At 71.3% G+C, this 15,290-nt stretch carries 13 protein-coding genes; 9 read left to right on the top strand and 4 right to left on the bottom strand.

Features of this window, described 5'->3' with window-relative positions; translation table 11 throughout:
- The 4 genes from EFE23_RS24800 to EFE23_RS24785 form a co-directional block, all read left to right on the top strand.
- The coding region (locus EFE23_RS24800; protein WP_148058523.1) for a dTDP-4-dehydrorhamnose 3,5-epimerase family protein at window positions 1–343 on the top strand (343 nt) is incomplete at its 5' end.
- 218 nt (window positions 344–561) lie between these two features.
- Window positions 562–1,917, top strand: a complete 1,356-nt coding sequence (locus EFE23_RS24795) for a lipopolysaccharide biosynthesis protein (protein WP_123243326.1) — start codon at window positions 562–564, stop codon at window positions 1,915–1,917.
- On the top strand, window positions 1,914–2,834 hold the full coding sequence (locus EFE23_RS24790; protein ID WP_158675917.1) for a glycosyltransferase family 2 protein: 921 nt from the start codon (window positions 1,914–1,916) through the stop codon (window positions 2,832–2,834). Before EFE23_RS24795 ends, EFE23_RS24790 begins: the two co-directional genes overlap by 4 nt.
- A 63-nt stretch (window positions 2,835–2,897) precedes the next feature.
- A complete protein-coding gene (locus tag EFE23_RS24785; RefSeq protein WP_123243324.1) occupies window positions 2,898–3,827 on the top strand; it encodes an NAD(+)/NADH kinase in 930 nt (309 codons plus the stop codon).
- 9 nt (window positions 3,828–3,836) lie between these two features.
- On the opposite strand, the gene pgm is transcribed toward EFE23_RS24785, so the two are convergent.
- Both pgm and glgC read right to left on the bottom strand, forming a co-directional pair.
- Complete coding sequence (pgm, locus tag EFE23_RS24780; protein WP_123243323.1) at window positions 3,837–5,480, bottom strand: phosphoglucomutase (alpha-D-glucose-1,6-bisphosphate-dependent); 1,644 nt, start codon at window positions 5,478–5,480, stop codon at window positions 3,837–3,839.
- Window positions 5,481–5,508: 28 nt separating this feature from the next.
- A complete protein-coding gene (gene glgC / locus EFE23_RS24775) occupies window positions 5,509–6,741 on the bottom strand; it encodes a glucose-1-phosphate adenylyltransferase (protein ID WP_123243322.1) in 1,233 nt (410 codons plus the stop codon).
- Window positions 6,742–6,836: 95 nt separating this feature from the next.
- Here glgC and glgA point away from each other — a divergent pair, with 95 nt between their 5' ends.
- Window positions 6,837–8,045 (top strand): glycogen synthase, encoded by a 1,209-nt coding sequence (gene glgA, locus EFE23_RS24770; protein WP_123243321.1) that lies wholly within the window; start codon window positions 6,837–6,839, stop codon window positions 8,043–8,045.
- Between the two features lie 79 nt (window positions 8,046–8,124).
- On the top strand, window positions 8,125–8,868 hold the full coding sequence (locus EFE23_RS24765) for a class I SAM-dependent methyltransferase (protein ID WP_123243320.1): 744 nt from the start codon (window positions 8,125–8,127) through the stop codon (window positions 8,866–8,868).
- Between the two features lie 175 nt (window positions 8,869–9,043).
- Here EFE23_RS24765 and EFE23_RS24760 read toward each other — a convergent pair whose 3' ends face one another.
- The gene (locus EFE23_RS24760) at window positions 9,044–9,352 is read right to left on the bottom strand and encodes a type II toxin-antitoxin system VapC family toxin (RefSeq protein WP_204334629.1); all 309 of its coding nucleotides are present in this window, start codon (window positions 9,350–9,352) and stop codon (window positions 9,044–9,046) included.
- A complete protein-coding gene (locus EFE23_RS24755) occupies window positions 9,345–9,584 on the bottom strand; it encodes an AbrB/MazE/SpoVT family DNA-binding domain-containing protein (RefSeq protein ID WP_123243319.1) in 240 nt (79 codons plus the stop codon). Before EFE23_RS24755 ends, EFE23_RS24760 begins: the two co-directional genes overlap by 8 nt.
- A gap of 122 nt (window positions 9,585–9,706) precedes the next feature.
- Here EFE23_RS24755 and EFE23_RS24750 point away from each other — a divergent pair, with 122 nt between their 5' ends.
- The 3 genes from EFE23_RS24750 (at window position 9,707) to EFE23_RS24740 (ending at window position 15,227) form a co-directional block, all read left to right on the top strand.
- Window positions 9,707–11,803, top strand: coding sequence for an alpha-1,4-glucan--maltose-1-phosphate maltosyltransferase (locus EFE23_RS24750; protein ID WP_123243318.1), 2,097 nt, complete (start codon window positions 9,707–9,709; stop codon window positions 11,801–11,803).
- On the top strand, window positions 11,791–13,893 hold the full coding sequence (gene glgB / locus EFE23_RS24745; RefSeq protein WP_123243317.1) for a 1,4-alpha-glucan branching protein GlgB: 2,103 nt from the start codon (window positions 11,791–11,793) through the stop codon (window positions 13,891–13,893). Before EFE23_RS24750 ends, glgB begins: the two co-directional genes overlap by 13 nt.
- A 77-nt stretch (window positions 13,894–13,970) precedes the next feature.
- Entirely contained in the window at window positions 13,971–15,227 is a 1,257-nt protein-coding gene (locus EFE23_RS24740) for a M48 family metalloprotease (protein ID WP_148058522.1), read from the top strand.
- Window positions 15,228–15,290 lie beyond the last annotated feature (63 nt).

The raw sequence follows: 15,290 nt of genomic DNA, 5'->3' as shown, positions 1-15,290 counted from the left end.
GATCGTCGACATCCGGGTCGGCTCGCCGACGTTCGGCCAATGGGAAGCCGTCCGCCTCGACGACACCGACCGCCGCGCCGTCTACCTCAGCGAAGGCCTCGGCCACGGCTTCTGCGCCCTCACCGACGACGCCACCCTCAACTACCTCTGCTCCACCACCTACAACCCGGGCGCCGAACACACCCTGCACCCGCTCGACCCGCAACTGGCAATCGACTGGCCGACCGAGTCGCCACTGTTGTCCGCCCGCGACACCGCCGCACCCACCCTCGCCGAGGCACGCGAGGCGGGACTACTACCGGACTACGAAAGCTGCCGGTGCTACACGTCGAGCCTCGGCTGACCCGGTACTGCCCTACCCTCGGCGGCAGATCGTCGCGGCGCTCCACAGCCCGGACCCACAGCTCAATCGTTGCCTTCAGGGAGCGAGCCGCTCGAACACCCGCCCTATGGGCGCGAGAAGGTGCCAGCTGCAAGGTCCGCTCATGCCCGACCGTCCGGGCCGGGAACCGCCAGGTGGAGGTCGGGGCGAGGCACCAACAGCCTGTTCCAGGAGGACGGATGCTCGACCTGGCCAGAAAGGCCGCCACGACCGGTGGAAGCACGCCCGTCACCACCCGGGTCCTCCTGGGCTACGGGCTGGCGAAGGTCGTGCCCGGTGTGCTGACGTTGGCGTCGGTCTCGGTCTGGGTGCACGCGGTCGGTGCGGCGGAATATGCGAAGTTCTCATTGATCTGGGTCTTCGCCCTGGTGTCCAGTGCGCTGTGCGTCGGATGGGTCAGCCAGCCGACCGTCCGCTCCGCAGGGCACCCGACCCAGAGCCTGGGCCGAGTCCCACGCGGCCCACTGCTCGGCACCATCGCGCTGCCGGCACTCCCGGTGGCGGCCGGGGTCCTGCTCACGTCAGCCGGCGATCCGCCCGCTCACACGACCGCCCTGCTGGTCACGGCGGTGCTGTTCTGCACCATGACCGGCGCATATTCGCTGGCTGCCGCCCGTACCCAACGCGAGCAGCGATCGACGCGGTTCGCACTGGCAGAGACGGTACGCGTAGTCGGCGGGCTGGTCGCGTCGGTCGGACTGCTGTATGTCGCACCAGGAGCGCCCGCGATCCTCGCCGGTAACGTTCTCGGCACCGGGTTCGGAATGGTGATCCTGCTGGGGTCCGACACTCCCCGCATCTTCTCGGCCCGCCCGACCAGCCGTGAGGTACTCCGCACCTACTGGCGATACGGATGGCCGATGGCGCTGTGGTCCGCCGCCTCGCTCTCGTTGGTCTACATGGACCGGTACATAATCGCGTCGGTAATGGGAAACGCGAGCGCCGGTTGGTACGCGGCGATCGCGGACATGATCGTCCGCGGCATGGGAATGCTCGGAATGCCCATTACGGTCGCCGCCTACGCCGCCGTCATGCGGGAGTGGAACTCCGGCCGCTTCCACCAGGCGCGCGCGGTTCTCGCGTCGACGACACGGATGCTGGCGGCGGTATTGTCGGCCTGCGTCGCCGGCGCCGCACTCCTCGGACCGTGGGTGGTCGACAGACTCGTGCCCGGTCAGCCGCCGCCACGCGGCCTCATCATCGTGCTCTCGCTCGGCGCGGCACTCTGGCAATTCGCGCTGATGGGGCACAAGAAGCTTGAAATCGCGGGCCGCAGCCGCCTCATGCTCGGGTTGCTGGTCGCCGCCGTCGCCCTCACCGCCGGACTCGAAGTCGTGCTGGTGAGACTCGCCGGCCAGACCGGTGCCGCCACCGCTCTCACGGTCGGCGCCGGCTGCTACACGGCGGCGTGTCTGTTGATCGGGCCACGCGTCCTGGCGCACCACATCCCCGACGAGGCGCGGCCGCAAGCTCGGCCAACGAGAGAAGAGAGCCATCCACCGGCCCAGGAGATGACAGGAGGGATCACCCGTTGAACGACGAGGTGCACTTCATCGCTGTGAACTATCGAGGCTCGTCCGCCCTGCCGGCCTATCTGCGATCGTTGCGGGAGCAGGACAGCCCGTCGTGGCGCATGACGGTCGTGGACAACAGCGAGGACAGGCAGGAAACCCGGTCACTGATCGATATCGCTGGCGCCACTCCACAGGTGAAGATCGTCAGGGCACCGCGGAATCTCGGATACTTCGGGGCCGCGCACTGGCTGACCACCCACGAGGACACCGTACCCGCCACCTGGACCGTGGTCTCGAACATGGACATCCGGCTCGCCACTCCGACATTCGTCACGGACCTGTTGAACCTGGATGGCGGCGCCCCGGTGGTGGCTCCCTCGGTCACTGCCATGCCGAGCGGAAGGGCGCAGAATCCATACCTGGTTTCTCGGCCCGACCAGTTGGCCATGTGGCGACGCAGAGCCATGTTCGCGAACCCCATCATCGGTCAGGCGGTCGTGCTCGCCGGGGCCGCCAAATACCACCTGAGAAACCGCTTTACGGAATCGAGCAGAGCGCAGCGTCAGGCCATCTACGCGCCGCACGGGTCGATCATCCCGATACACCGCCGGTTCTTCCTGGCCGGTGGGACCCTGGCCCACCCTGTCTTCCTGTTCGCCGAGGAGATCAACATCGGCGAACAGTGCCACCGCCGCGGCCTCGCCGTGAGGTATGAACCATCGCTGAAGGTGATCCACCAGGAACACCAGTCGACCCACCTGCTACGTAGCTGGCGGGTCCTGCGCGCGCAGGGGGAGGCGGCCAGGTACGGCCAACGGCTCATCGCGGGCAAGCTGCCCCGGGCCGGATCCCCACTCGGCACGCCCGCGGACGGCCACGGCGGGGGTCAGCACGACAACCGAGGCGGTCCAATGCGAGCCCGCTCGGGAACGGGGTGAGCGGACGTGGCACACCCGCTCGTACGGCCCTCGGCGACCCCGCGCATGTGGTGAGCTGTACCGGTGGCGGGGTACGTGTTCGGGCTGATCCTGCACCCGACCAGGGATGTTGCCGAGGTGGTCGGGATCATCGAACGGTGGGCGGCCCAGCACGGCAAGACCCTGGCCGTCCGCACCGAGGACCGGCACCGGGTGCCCGGGTCGGTGGAGGCGGTCCCCGCCGAGCAGCTCGCCGCCCGGTCGGACGCGCTGATCAGCATCGGCGGCGACGGCACGATGCTGGGCGCGCTGCGCTCCGCGATCCGGGACCCGAAGCCGGTGCTCGGCGTGCACCTGGGTCGGCTGGGCTTCCTGGTCGAGGTGGAGCCGCCGGAGCTGCCGCGGGCGCTGGAGCGGCTGGTGGCGCACGACTTCACGGTCGAGTCGCACGCCTGCCTCGCCTGTGACGTGTGCGGGGACGACGTGGTGGCGTTCAACGACATCGCGCTGGTCCGCCATCCGGGCGCCGGCTTCGTCACCGCCACGCTCGCCGTCGACGGGCAGCGCTACGGCTACTACCGCTGTGACGCGCTGGTGGTGAGCACGCCGACCGGTTCGACGGCGTACAGCTACGCGGCGGGCGGGCCGTTGATCTCCCCGGCCACGCAGGCGGTGGTGGTGACGCCGTCGGCCCCGATGGCCGGGATCTCCCGGTCGGTGGTGCTCTCCCCCGACGAGACGGTGCACCTGGAGCTGCGGCCCGACTCGGCGCCGGTGGCGGTGGAGATGGACGGACTCGTCATCCGGGAGGCGGCGACCGAGGGGGCGGTGCACGTCCGGTACGTGCGGGACGCCGGCCTGGTGGTCCGTCTCGACCCGCGCCGCTACCAGGAACGCAACCAGCTCAAGCTGAGCCTGCTGGATCTGCCGTTGCTGCCCGACCAGCTCCGGGAGCTGCTGCCGGACGGGCTGCGGGAGCAGCTCAACCGCCGTGAGCTGCCCCCGCCCCGTTGACCGTCCGGCTCAGGCCTTGGCCAGCACCCCGTCGACCAGCGCCTTCGCCTCGTCCTGGATCCGGGTCAGGTGTTCCGGCCCTTGGAACGATTCGGCGTAGATCTTGTAGACGTCCTCGGTGCCCGAGGGGCGGGCGGCGAACCAGCCCGACTCCGTGGTCACCTTCAGCCCGCCGATCGACGCGCCGTTGCCGGGCGCGGTGGTGAGGATCGCGGTGATCGGTTCGCCGGCCAACTCCTTGGCGGTCACCTGCTCGGGTGACAGCTTGCCGAGCACCGCCTTCTGCTCGCGGCTGGCCGGGGCGTCGATCCGGGCGTACGCGGGCGCGCCGAAGCGCTCGGCCAGCTCGGCGAAGTGCTGGCTGGGGGTCTTCCCGGTGACCGCGATGATCTCGGAGGCGAGCAGGCAGAGCAGGATGCCGTCCTTGTCGGTGGTCCAGGTGCCGCCGTCGCGGCGCAGGAAGGAGGCGCCGGCGCTCTCCTCGCCGCCGAAGCCGACCGCGCCGTCGAGCAGGCCGGGCACGAACCACTTGAAGCCGACCGGCACCTCGAGCAGCGGGCGGCCCAGGTCGGCGGCCACCCGGTCGATCATGGAGGAGGAGACCAGGGTCTTGCCGACGGCCGCCGCCGGGCCCCACTGGTCGCGGGTACGGAACAGGTGGCCGATCGCCACGGCCAGGTAGTGGTTGGGGTTCATCAGGCCGCCGTCGGGGGTGACGATGCCGTGCCGGTCGGCGTCGGCGTCGTTGCCGGTGGAGACCTGGAACCGGTCGCGGGCGGCGATCAGTGAGGCCATCGCGTTCGGCGAGGAGCAGTCCATCCGGATCTTGCCGTCCCCGTCGAGGGTCATGAACCGCCAGGTCGGGTCGACGGTGGGGTTGATCACGGTCAGGTCGAGGCGGTGCCGCTCGGCGATCTCCCCCCAGTAGGCCACGCTCGCCCCGCCCATCGGGTCGGCGCCGATGCGCACCCCGGCGGCGCGGATCGCGTCGATGTCGAGCACGGCGGGCAGGTCGTCGACGTACCGGCCGAGGAAGTCGTACGTCCCGGTGGTGTCGGCGGCGCGGGCCCGCGCGTACGGGATGCGCTTCACCTCCTTGAGCCCGGCGGCGAGGATGGCGTTGGCGCGGTCCTGGATCCACCTGGTCACGTCGGTGTCGGCGGGCCCGCCGTTGGTGGGGTTGTACTTGAACCCGCCGTCGTCCGGCGGGTTGTGCGACGGGGTGATCACGATGCCGTCGGCGAGGCCGGTGGTGCGGCCCCGGTTGTGGGTGAGGATCGCGTGCGACAGCGCCGGGGTGGGGGTGTAGCCGTCCCGGCTGTCCCGCAGCACGGTGACGTCGTTGGCGGCGAGCACCTCCAGCGCGCTGGCCTCGGCGGGGGCGGACAGCGCGTGGGTGTCCCGGGCGAGGAAGAGCGGGCCGTCCAGGCCCTGCTCCCGGCGGTAGTCGCAGAGCGCCTGGGTGACGGCGAGGATGTGGTCCTCGTTGAAGGCGTTGCGCAGGCTGGATCCGCGGTGCCCGGACGTGCCGAAGGAGACCTGCTGCGCCGGGTCGGCCGGGTCCGGGTGCTCGGCGTAGTAGGCGGTCACCAGCCGGGGCACGTCGACCAGGTCGGCGGGCTCGGCCGGCTGTCCGGCGCGGGGGTGGGCCACTGCGGGATCCTCCTCGGTGTACGGGCGGTCAGAGCTCGACGCGCTGACCCTTGCCGATCACGACGATGCCGTTGTCGGAGACGGTGTAGCGCTGGCGGTCCTTCTCCAGGTCGACGCCGATCTCGGCGCCCTCCGGGACGTAGACGTTCTTGTCCAGGATGGCCCGGCGGACGACCGCGTGCCGGCCGATCTCGACACCCTCCATGAGCACCGCGCTGTCCACGTGCGCCCAGGAGTGCACCTTCACCCGCGGCGCCACGATCGAGTTCTCCACCAGGGAGCCGGAGATGACCGAGCCGGGCGACACCATCGAGGCGACCGCGCGGCCGACCCGCTCGCCCCAGGCGTGCACGAACTTGGCCGGCGGGTACGGCGGCTGGTTGCTGTAGATCGGCCAGTCGAAGTTGTAGAGGTTGAACACCGGGTGGACGTTGATCAGGTCCATGTGGGCGTCGTAGAAGGAGTCGAGGGTCCCGACGTCCCGCCAGTAGCCGCGGTCCCGGTCGGTGCTGCCGGGGACCTCGTTGTCCTTGAAGTCGTAGACGTTGGCCTCGCCCCGCTCGACCAGCATCGGGATGATGCTGCCGCCCATGTCGTGCTTGCTGGTCTTGTCCGCCGCGTCGCGCTCGACGGCCTCGCAGAGCGCCCTGGTGGTGAAGACGTAGTTGCCCATCGAGGCGTAGATCTGGTCGGGTGCGTCGGGCAGGCCGACCGCGTCGGTGGGCTTCTCGCGGAACGCCCGGATCCGCCGCCCGTCCTCGCCGACCTCGATGACGCCGAACTGGTCGGCCGTCGACAGCGGCTGGCGGATGCCGGCGACGGTCACCGCGGCGCCGGAGGCGATGTGGTCCTCCACCATCTGCCGGGGGTCCATCCGGTAGATGTGGTCCGCGCCGAAGACGATCACGTGGTCGGGCTGCTCGTCGTTGATCAGGTTGAAGCTCTGGTAGATCGCGTCGGCCGAGCCGGCGAACCACCACGGGCCGCGGCGCTGCTGGGCCGGTACCGGGGTGACGTAGTTGCCGAGCATGGTCGACATCCGCCAGGTCTTGGAGATGTGGCGGTCCAGCGAGTGGGACTTGTACTGGGTCAGCACGACGATCTTGAGAAAGCCGGCGTTCGCCAGGTTGGAGAGGACGAAGTCGACCATGCGGTACATCCCGCCGAACGGGACGGCCGGCTTCGCGCGGTCGGTGGTGAGGGGCATCAGGCGCTTGCCCTCCCCGCCGGCCAGGACGATCGCGAGCACCTTGGCAGCCATGCCCAGACGCTATCCATCCCGCCCCGACTTCACCACTCGTACGGGCACAGTTCCGCACCGGGTGCGGGGCGCGTTTCTGCACTAGGGTGCCGGGCATGAGCGATTCCGCCGGGCTGCGTGTCGACCTGCTCACCCGGGAGTACCCGCCGGAGGTCTACGGCGGCGCCGGGGTGCACGTCGAGTACCTGGCGCGGGAGCTGCGCCGCCTCGCCGACGTGCGGGTGCGCTGCTTCGGCGCGGCGCGCGACGAGCCGGGCGTCACCGCGTACGCCGAGCCGCTGGAGCTGGCCGCGGCGAACCCGGCGCTGCGGACCATGGGCGTCGACCTGGAGATGGCGGCCGGCTGCGCCGGCACCGACGTGGTGCACAGCCACACCTGGTACGCCAACCTGGCCGGGCACACCGCGAAGCTGCTGCACGGGGTGCCGCACGTGGTCACCGCGCACAGCCTGGAGCCGCTGCGCCCGTGGAAGGCCGAGCAGCTCGGCGGCGGGTACGCGCTCTCCTCCTGGTGCGAGCGGACCGCGTACGAGGCCGCCGACGCGATCATCGCGGTCAGCGCGGGGATGAAGCGGGATGTGCTGACCGCGTACCCGGACGTGGACCCGGACCGGGTGCGGGTGGTCCACAACGGCATCGACACCGCGCAGTACGCGCCGGACCCGGGCACCGACGTGCTGGACCGGCTCGGCGTCGACCCGAGCCGGCCGAGCGTGGTCTATGTGGGCCGGATCACCCGGCAGAAGGGCCTGCCGTACCTGCTGCGGGCGGCCCGGGAGCTGCCCGCCGACACCCAGCTCGTGCTCCTGGCCGGCGCCCCGGACACCCCGGAGATCGCGGCCGAGGTGGAGGAGTTGGTCGCCGAGCTGCGGGCCACCCGGTCCGGGGTGGTGTGGATCGCCGCGATGCTGCCCAAGCACGAGGTGATCCAGGTGCTCAGCCACGCCACGATCTTCGTCTGCCCGTCCGTCTACGAGCCGATGGGCATCGTCAACCTGGAGGCGATGGCCTGCGAGACGGCGGTGGTGGCCACCGCCACCGGCGGCATCCCGGAGGTGGTCGCCGACGGGGAGACCGGCCTGCTGGTGCCGATCGAGCAGGCGACCGACGGCAGCGGCCGGCCGCTGGACCCGGAGCGGTTCGTGGTTGACCTGGCGGCGGCGATCAACGACCTGCTCGCCGACCCGAAGCGGACGGAGGAGTTCGGTCTCGCCGGGCGCCGTCGGGCCGTCGAGCACTTTTCCTGGGATGCGATCGCGCAGCGGACGTTGGAGGTGTACCGGTCGGTGGGCGCCGCCGGCTGAGCGCCGTCCGGCTGAGCACGACCTCGGCTGACCCGGAATCCCCGTCGCCGAAGGGCTTGACGGCGGATAGGGTCCCCCGATGCCCGATGCGATCTTTGCCCACCCTCTCCTCGCACCGGTCTACGACGCTTTCGACGGCGACCGCGACGACCTGGCCGCCTACCTCGCGATCACCGGCGAGTTGACCCCGAAACTGGTGCTTGACATCGGTTGCGGGACAGGATCCCTGGCGATCCTGCTCGCGCAGCGCGGCTACGGGGTCGTGGGTGTCGACCCGGCCGCAGCGTCACTCGAGGTCGCGAAGTCGAAGGATCAGGGGCGGAGGGTCCGCTGGATCCACGGCGACGCCACGGCACTGCCGGCGTTCCACGCCGAGCTGGCGACGATGACCGGTAACGTCGCCCAGGTCTTCCTTACCGACACCGACTGGGCGCGCACCCTCCAGGGTATCCACGCCGCCCTTCGTCCGAACGGCTATCTCGTCTTCGAAACCAGACGCCCCGCACATCGCGCCTGGGAGGAGTGGGCGGCGGACGTCGCACCGGTCACCCTTGACGTCCCGGGCATCGGGCCGGTGGAGCGGCGCCTCGAGGTCACCGACGTCAGCCTGCCACTCGTCTCGTTCCGGTACACCTACCGGTTTCTGACCGACGGCGTGGTCGTCACGTCGGACTCGACCCTCCGGTTCCGCAGCCGCGAGGAGGTCGAGTCGAGCCTGGCCGCCAACGGCTACCGGGTCGTCGACGTGCGGGAGGCACCCGATCGCCCCGGTCGGGAGTTCGTGTTCGTCGCGCAACGGTCGCCGGCCGTCAGCCGCTCGTGACGTACCGCCGCGGTCGTGACCGCCCCGAGGGCCACCTCAGCGACCACCCGGGCGGCCTGGATTGCCACCCGGCCGGAGCCTTCGCCGCCGGCCCCGGCATGCCGGACGATATCTGCCGCCTGGTTGAGCAGCTCGGCAGGGCATAGGTTCATTCGTGGCACCGCAACCGCCCCGCCTAGCCAGGCGAGATCAGCGCCAGCTTCGGGAAGTACGTACGGTACCGGCCACCGTCCCGGGTCAACAGGCGGTACCCGCACACTGCGGCATGAGCTCCGATGTAGAAGTCGGCGATAGGAGAGCGCTTCGTGCCGCCCTGTGACCGGTAGCGCACATACGCCTTGCCGGCTAGGAAACCCGCCGCGTACGGCAGTTCCTCGCGCAGGAAGTCCGCGGCCGGCAGGGCCTCGTCGAGTTCCTCGATGCTCGGAAAGCGGACGGCGGTGTCGCCGGCCCGACCGGGAACGGCCCGGATGCGCTCACTCACCACGGAGGAGGTCCATCAGTTCGTCCGTGGACAGGCCCTCGGCCGCACCCGCTCCCCCGCGCCCGCGCATGTGTCGTACGAGGCGCTGGCCCCGGGTTTCCGCACCGCTGACCCGCACGATGCGCAGCGCGCCGCCCTCCTCCACGACATCCACCTCGTCGCCCTCGTGCAGATTGTGGCGGGCGCGCAACGCCGCCGGGATGGTCACCTGTCCCTTGCTGTTCAACTTCACCGGCGCCTCCTGACACGTATCACTGATGATACGTGTCAAAGCTCTCGGAGAGGACACCTTCCGACGGGTGGGAGCGGGAAGCGAGCCGCGCGCGAAGCGATCTCGCGCAGTAGGTTGAACCGGTGACTGGACGGTTCCCGATCGAAGACGTCTCCCCCGTCGTCTCCTGCGGTCGCTACCCGGCCAAGGCGGTGGTCGGCGAGGTCGTACCGGTGTCGGCCCGCGCCTACCGCGAGGGGCACGACGCGCTCGGCTGCAACGTGGTCTGGCTCGGCCCGGACGGCGCGGCCCGCCCTTTCACCCGGATGCGCCCCGGCGAGCCGGGCCAGGACCGCTGGCACGCCACCCTGCGCCCCGACGCGGTCGGCGAGTGGCGGTTCACCGTCGAGGCGTTCCAGGATCCGTACCTGACCTGGCAGAACGCGGTCACCAAGAAGGTCGCCGCCGGCCAGGGTGCGGCCGAGCTGGCCAACGACCTGGCCGAGGGCGTCCGGGTGCTGGAGGCGGCCCTCGACCTGGTGCCCGACGCCGACCGGGAGCGGGTCCGGGCCGCGGCGAAGGCGCTGCGCGACGACGACCTGGAGCTGCCCCGCCGGGTCGACCCCGCGCTCGACCTGGCCCCGCTGCTCTGGGACCACCCGGTCCGCGAGCTGATCACCACCGGCGACGAGTACCGGCTCTGGGTGGACCGCCCCCGGGCGCTCTTCTCGGCCTGGTACGAGTTCTTCCCCCGCTCCGAGGGCGCGGTCCCGGCCACCGTCGACGCGCCGGCCCGGTCGGGCACCTTCGCCACCGCGATGGACCGGCTGCCCGGCGTGGCGGCGATGGGCTTCGACGTGCTCTACCTGCCGCCGATCCACCCGATCGGGCGGGTCAACCGCAAGGGCCGGAACAACTCGCTCACCGCCGGGCCGGACGACGTCGGCTCACCGTGGGCGATCGGCGCCGCCGAGGGCGGCCACGACGCCATCCACCCCGATCTGGGTACGCCGGAGGACTTCCGCGAGTTCATCGCCGCCGCCGCCGAGCAGGGCCTGGAGGTGGCGATGGACCTGGCGTTGCAGTGCGCCCCCGACCATCCGTGGGTGAACGCGCACCCGGAGTGGTTCACCACCCGGGCCGACGGCAGCATCGCGTACGCGGAGAACCCGCCGAAGAAGTACCAGGACATCTATCCGCTGAACTTCGACAACGACCCCGAGGGCATCCGGGCGGAGATCCTGCGGGTGGTGCTGCACTGGGTCGGCGAGGGGATCCGGATCTTCCGGGTGGACAATCCGCACACCAAGCCGTTCGACTTCTGGCACTGGCTGATCTGGCAGGTCAAGCAGGTCGACCCGGACGTGCTCTTCCTCGCCGAGGCGTTCACCCGCCCGGCGATCATGCACGGGCTGGGCAAGATCGGCTTCACCCAGTCGTACACCTATTTCACCTGGCGCACGACGGCGGCCGAGATGCGGGAGTACTGCGCCGAGCTGGTCGCGGCGGCCGACTACATGCGGCCGAACTTCTGGCCGAACACGCCGGACATCCTGCACGAGTCGCTGCAGCACGGCGGCCCGCCGATGTTCAAGATCCGGGCGGTGCTGGCCGCGCTGCTCTCCCCCTCCTGGGGCATGTACGCCGGGTACGAGCTGTTCGAGCACGTGGCCCGCCCCGGCGCCGAGGAGTACCTGGACAACGAGAAGTACGAGCTGCGCCCCCGGGACTGGACGGGAGCGCGGGAGCAGGGCCGCTCGCTCGCCCCGTTCATCGCCACCCTCAACCGGGTGCGCCGCGACAACCCGGCCCTGCACCGGCTGCGCAACCTGCGCTTCCACGACATCGACAACCCGGCGCTGCTCTGCTGGTCCAAGCACGACCCGGACACCGGCAACACGGTCATCGTGATCTGCTCCTTCGACTCGCGCTCCGTGCAGTGGGGCAACACCACCCTGGACATGCCGGCGCTCGGCCTCGACTGGCACGAGCGGTTCACCGTGTACGACGAGCTGAGCGGGGCGAGCTACGACTGGGGCCAGCGCAACGCCGTCCGGCTCGACCCGTACCTGCAGCCCGCGCACGTGTTCACGGTGCGCCGGCCCGTCCCGCCGGCCGAACCCGGGCCGCCGGCGCCGGCGACGCCCGATCTGACCGTCGAAGACGTACCCGCCGACCTCTCCGGCGGCACCGCCCCGACCGCACCGGCCGCGAAGGACGAGGCACGATGGAGCAGTTGATCACCGGCGAGGCGCACGACCCGCACGCCGTGCTCGGCGCGCACCCCGGCGACGGGCGCACCACGATTCGGACCATGCGTCGCGGCGCGGGCGACGTGGCCGTGCTCGTCGGCGACGAGCGGCACCCGATGAAGCGGGTGCACGACGCCGGCGTCTTCGAGGCGGTGCTGCCCGGCGAGGTGCTGGACTACCGGGTCGAGGTGGACGGCGCCGTGCACGATGACCCGTACCGCTACCCGCCCACCCTCGGCGAACTGGACCTGCACCTGATCGCCGAGGGACGGCACGAGCGGCTGTGGGAGGCGCTCGGCGCCCGGGTGTTCGACGAGGGCGTGGCGTTCACCGTCTGGGCGCCCAACGCCCGGGGCGTCCGGGTGGTCGGCGACTTCACCGGCTGGGGACCGGACGACGGCTGGCCGATGCGCTCGCTCGGGTCGAGCGGGGTGTGGGAGGTCTTCGTGCCGGGCGTCCCGGGCGGCGCCCGCTACAAGTACCGGATCCTCGGCGCCGACGGGCACTGGCGGGACAAGGCCGACCCTCTCGCGGCCCGCACCGAGGTTCCGCCGGCCACCGCGTCGGTCGTGCACACCTCCGCGTACGAGTGGGGCGACGCCGACTGGCTCGCGCGGCGCGCGGGGCGGCGCCCGCACCAGGAGCCGATGAGCGTGTACGAGGTGCACCTGGGCTCCTGGCGACCCGGCCTCGGCTACCGGGAGCTGGCCGAGCAGCTGACCGGGTACGTCACCGAGCTGGGCTTCACCCACGTGGAGTTCCTGCCGGTGATGGAGCACCCGTTCGGCGGCTCGTGGGGCTACCAGGTCACCGGCTACTACGCCCCCACCGCCCGGTTCGGCGACCCGGACGACTTCCGCTACCTGGTGGACCGGCTGCACCAGGCCGGCATCGGGGTGATCCTCGACTGGGTGCCGGCGCACTTCCCCAAGGACGAGTGGGCCCTCGCGCGGTTCGACGGCACCCCGCTCTACGAGCACCCGGACCCGCGCCGCGGCGAGCACCCCGACTGGGGCACGTACGTCTTCGACTTCGGCCGCCGCGAGGTGCGCAACTTCCTGGTCGCCAACGCGCTGTACTGGCTGGCGGAGTTCCACGTCGACGGGCTGCGGGTCGACGCGGTCGCCTCGATGCTCTACCTCGACTACTCCCGCCAGGAGGGGCAGTGGGTGCCCAACGTGCACGGCGGCCGGGAGAACCTGGAGGCGATCGCGTTCCTCCAGGAGGTCAACGCCACCGTCTACAAGCACCACGCCGGGACGGTGATGGTCGCCGAGGAGTCCACCGCCTGGCCCGGGGTCACCCGGCCCACCTCCGAGGGCGGGCTCGGCTTCGGCTTCAAGTGGAACATGGGCTGGATGCACGACACCCTGCTCTACACCTCGAAGGACCCGATCTACCGGCAGCACCACCACCATCAGCTCACCTTCTCCCTGGCGTACGCGTGGAGCGAGAACTACGTGCTGCCGATCAGCCACGACGAGGTGGTGCACGGCAAGGGCTCCCTGGTCGGCAAGATGCCCGGCGACACCTGGCAGCGGCTGGCCAATGTGCGGGCGCTGCTGGCGTACATGTGGGCGCATCCCGGCAAGCAGCTGCTCTTCATGGGCTGTGAGCTGGCCGACGACCGGGAGTGGAGCGAGGAGCGCGGCCTCGACTGGTACCTGACCCACGACCCGGCCCGGGCCGGGGTGCAGCGCCTGGTCGGTGACCTCAACCGGGTCTACCGGGCCACCCCGGCGCTGTGGGCGCAGGACACCGAGCCGGCCGGGTTCCGCTGGATCGCCGGCGACGACGTCGCCAACAACACGGTCTCGTTCGTCCGGATCGCCCCGGACGGCGGAACGCTGGTCTGCGTGGCGAACTTCTCCGCCCGGCCGCTGGAGGGCTACCGGATCGGGCTGCCCGCCGCCGGCACCTGGACCGAGGTGCTCAACACCGACGCCCACCACTACGGCGGGTCGGGCGTGGGCAACCTGGGCGCCGTGCAGGCGGAGAACGTGCCGTGGCACGGAATGGTGGCTTCCGCGGAGTTGCGCGTTCCGCCGCTCGGCGTCCTCTGGCTCCGCCGGGACTGATCCCCAAGCGAAAGGGCCTTGTCGCGCATCCTCTCCCGTCGATAGCCTGCACGCCGCACACGGGGGAGGAAGATCCAGTGAAGACGACATTGCGGGCCGTGCTGTCCGTCGCACTGCTCATCGGTTTCTACGTCCTGGCGATCGGGCTGGTCGTGGCGGTCGGCGCGTTCGGTCTGGGGTACGGCACCGACTGGGACGGCTCCGGCACCAGGACATTCCGGCCGTTCGTGGTCGGCGCGGCCATCGCCCTGCTCCTCGGGCTGCTGTTCGCCTTCGGCCGGGTGCTGACCCAGCGCCCGTCCCCTCCGGCCGGAGTCCGGCTCACCCCGGAACGGGCCCCCGATCTGTGGGCGCTGGTGCGGGACCTGGCCGACCGGGTCGACACCCGGGAGCCGGACGAGATCCGGCTGGTCCGGATGATGATCGTGGAAACGGTCCGGCACACCACCGACGGCGTGCTGCGCGCCGTCCTCTCCGCGTACGCGCGGCTCTACATCTTCGTCGAGCAGGCCATCAGCCGGCAGATGGAGTACGAGGCCGACCGCGCCGTGGCCGCCGCCGGCAGGGGTGCCATGGTGAGCGCGCTGCGCGAGATCCGGGTGGTCGCCGCCGGGTGGGACGACTACCTGGAGCGCCACGTCGCGCCGGCGTACGACCGCGGGCACCTGCCCGAGGACCTGTTCGGCGGCTTCGCCACGTACCTGACTGAATGCCGCGAGGAGATCCGCGCGCGCAGCATCGAGGTCGCTCCCCAGGAGCCGGCCTGGCGGGATTCCCATCCCCCGATCGCGGACCGGATCGCCGCGCTGCGGTTCGTCTCGGACGTCGCCGTCGTCACGGACGGCCGTCCGGCCACCGTCCTGCTCCCCGACCTCGACGCGGCGGGGCGGCAACTCCGGGCGGGCCTCTTCGACCGGGCCGGTATCCGGCTGCTGCCCTGGGACCGGCTCACGCCGACCCTGGCGGACCAGTCCGCCCGAGGTCTGGCCCACCCGCTGTACCAGGCGGCCAACCGGCTGACCGACCGGGCCGACGCGGACCTCGAGCTGCTGCACGACCTCTTCGCCGCCGACCGCTACGCCGACCTGGCCCGGGAACTCACCCTGGACGCCGACGGCGACGAGGGCCTCCTGGCGTTGACCGCGGCGTTCGAGGGCGCGGTCGAGGCGGCAGCGGTCGACTCCGGCGCGGCCGCCTGGCGGCACTCCTGGACCGGGCCGCCGGAGCTGCTCACCACCGCCGGCGACCCGCTACCCCTGGGGGAAATGGTGGAGCTGGCCGCGGATCCCGTCACGGTGCCCGCCGCCCGGGCACGACTCGCCGCCAGCGGCTGAGCCGCTCGCCGCTCCCCCGCCCGGTCATGTCCGTCGCCCGCGCATCGCCGGCAGGGTCGGCGC

The sequence above is a fragment of the Micromonospora solifontis genome (genome assembly GCF_003725545.1).
Taxonomy (GTDB): domain Bacteria; phylum Actinomycetota; class Actinomycetes; order Mycobacteriales; family Micromonosporaceae; genus Micromonospora; species Micromonospora solifontis.
Note: the sequence above shows the minus strand (reverse complement) of the source record. Positions and strands in the feature narration are given on the sequence as shown.

What these genes read in the sequence shown, in the direction of transcription:
- glgB (WP_123243317.1), top strand. Translation starts at nt 11,791, where the DNA reads ATGGAGCAGTTGATCACCGGCGAGGCGCACGACCCGCACGCCGTGCTC.
- glgA (WP_123243321.1), top strand. Translation starts at nt 6,837, where the DNA reads ATGAGCGATTCCGCCGGGCTGCGTGTCGACCTGCTCACCCGGGAGTAC.
- glgC (WP_123243322.1), bottom strand. Translation starts at nt 6,741, where the DNA reads ATGGCTGCCAAGGTGCTCGCGATCGTCCTGGCCGGCGGGGAGGGCAAG.
- EFE23_RS24795 (WP_123243326.1), top strand. Translation starts at nt 562, where the DNA reads ATGCTCGACCTGGCCAGAAAGGCCGCCACGACCGGTGGAAGCACGCCC.
- EFE23_RS24765 (WP_123243320.1), top strand. Translation starts at nt 8,125, where the DNA reads ATGCCCGATGCGATCTTTGCCCACCCTCTCCTCGCACCGGTCTACGAC.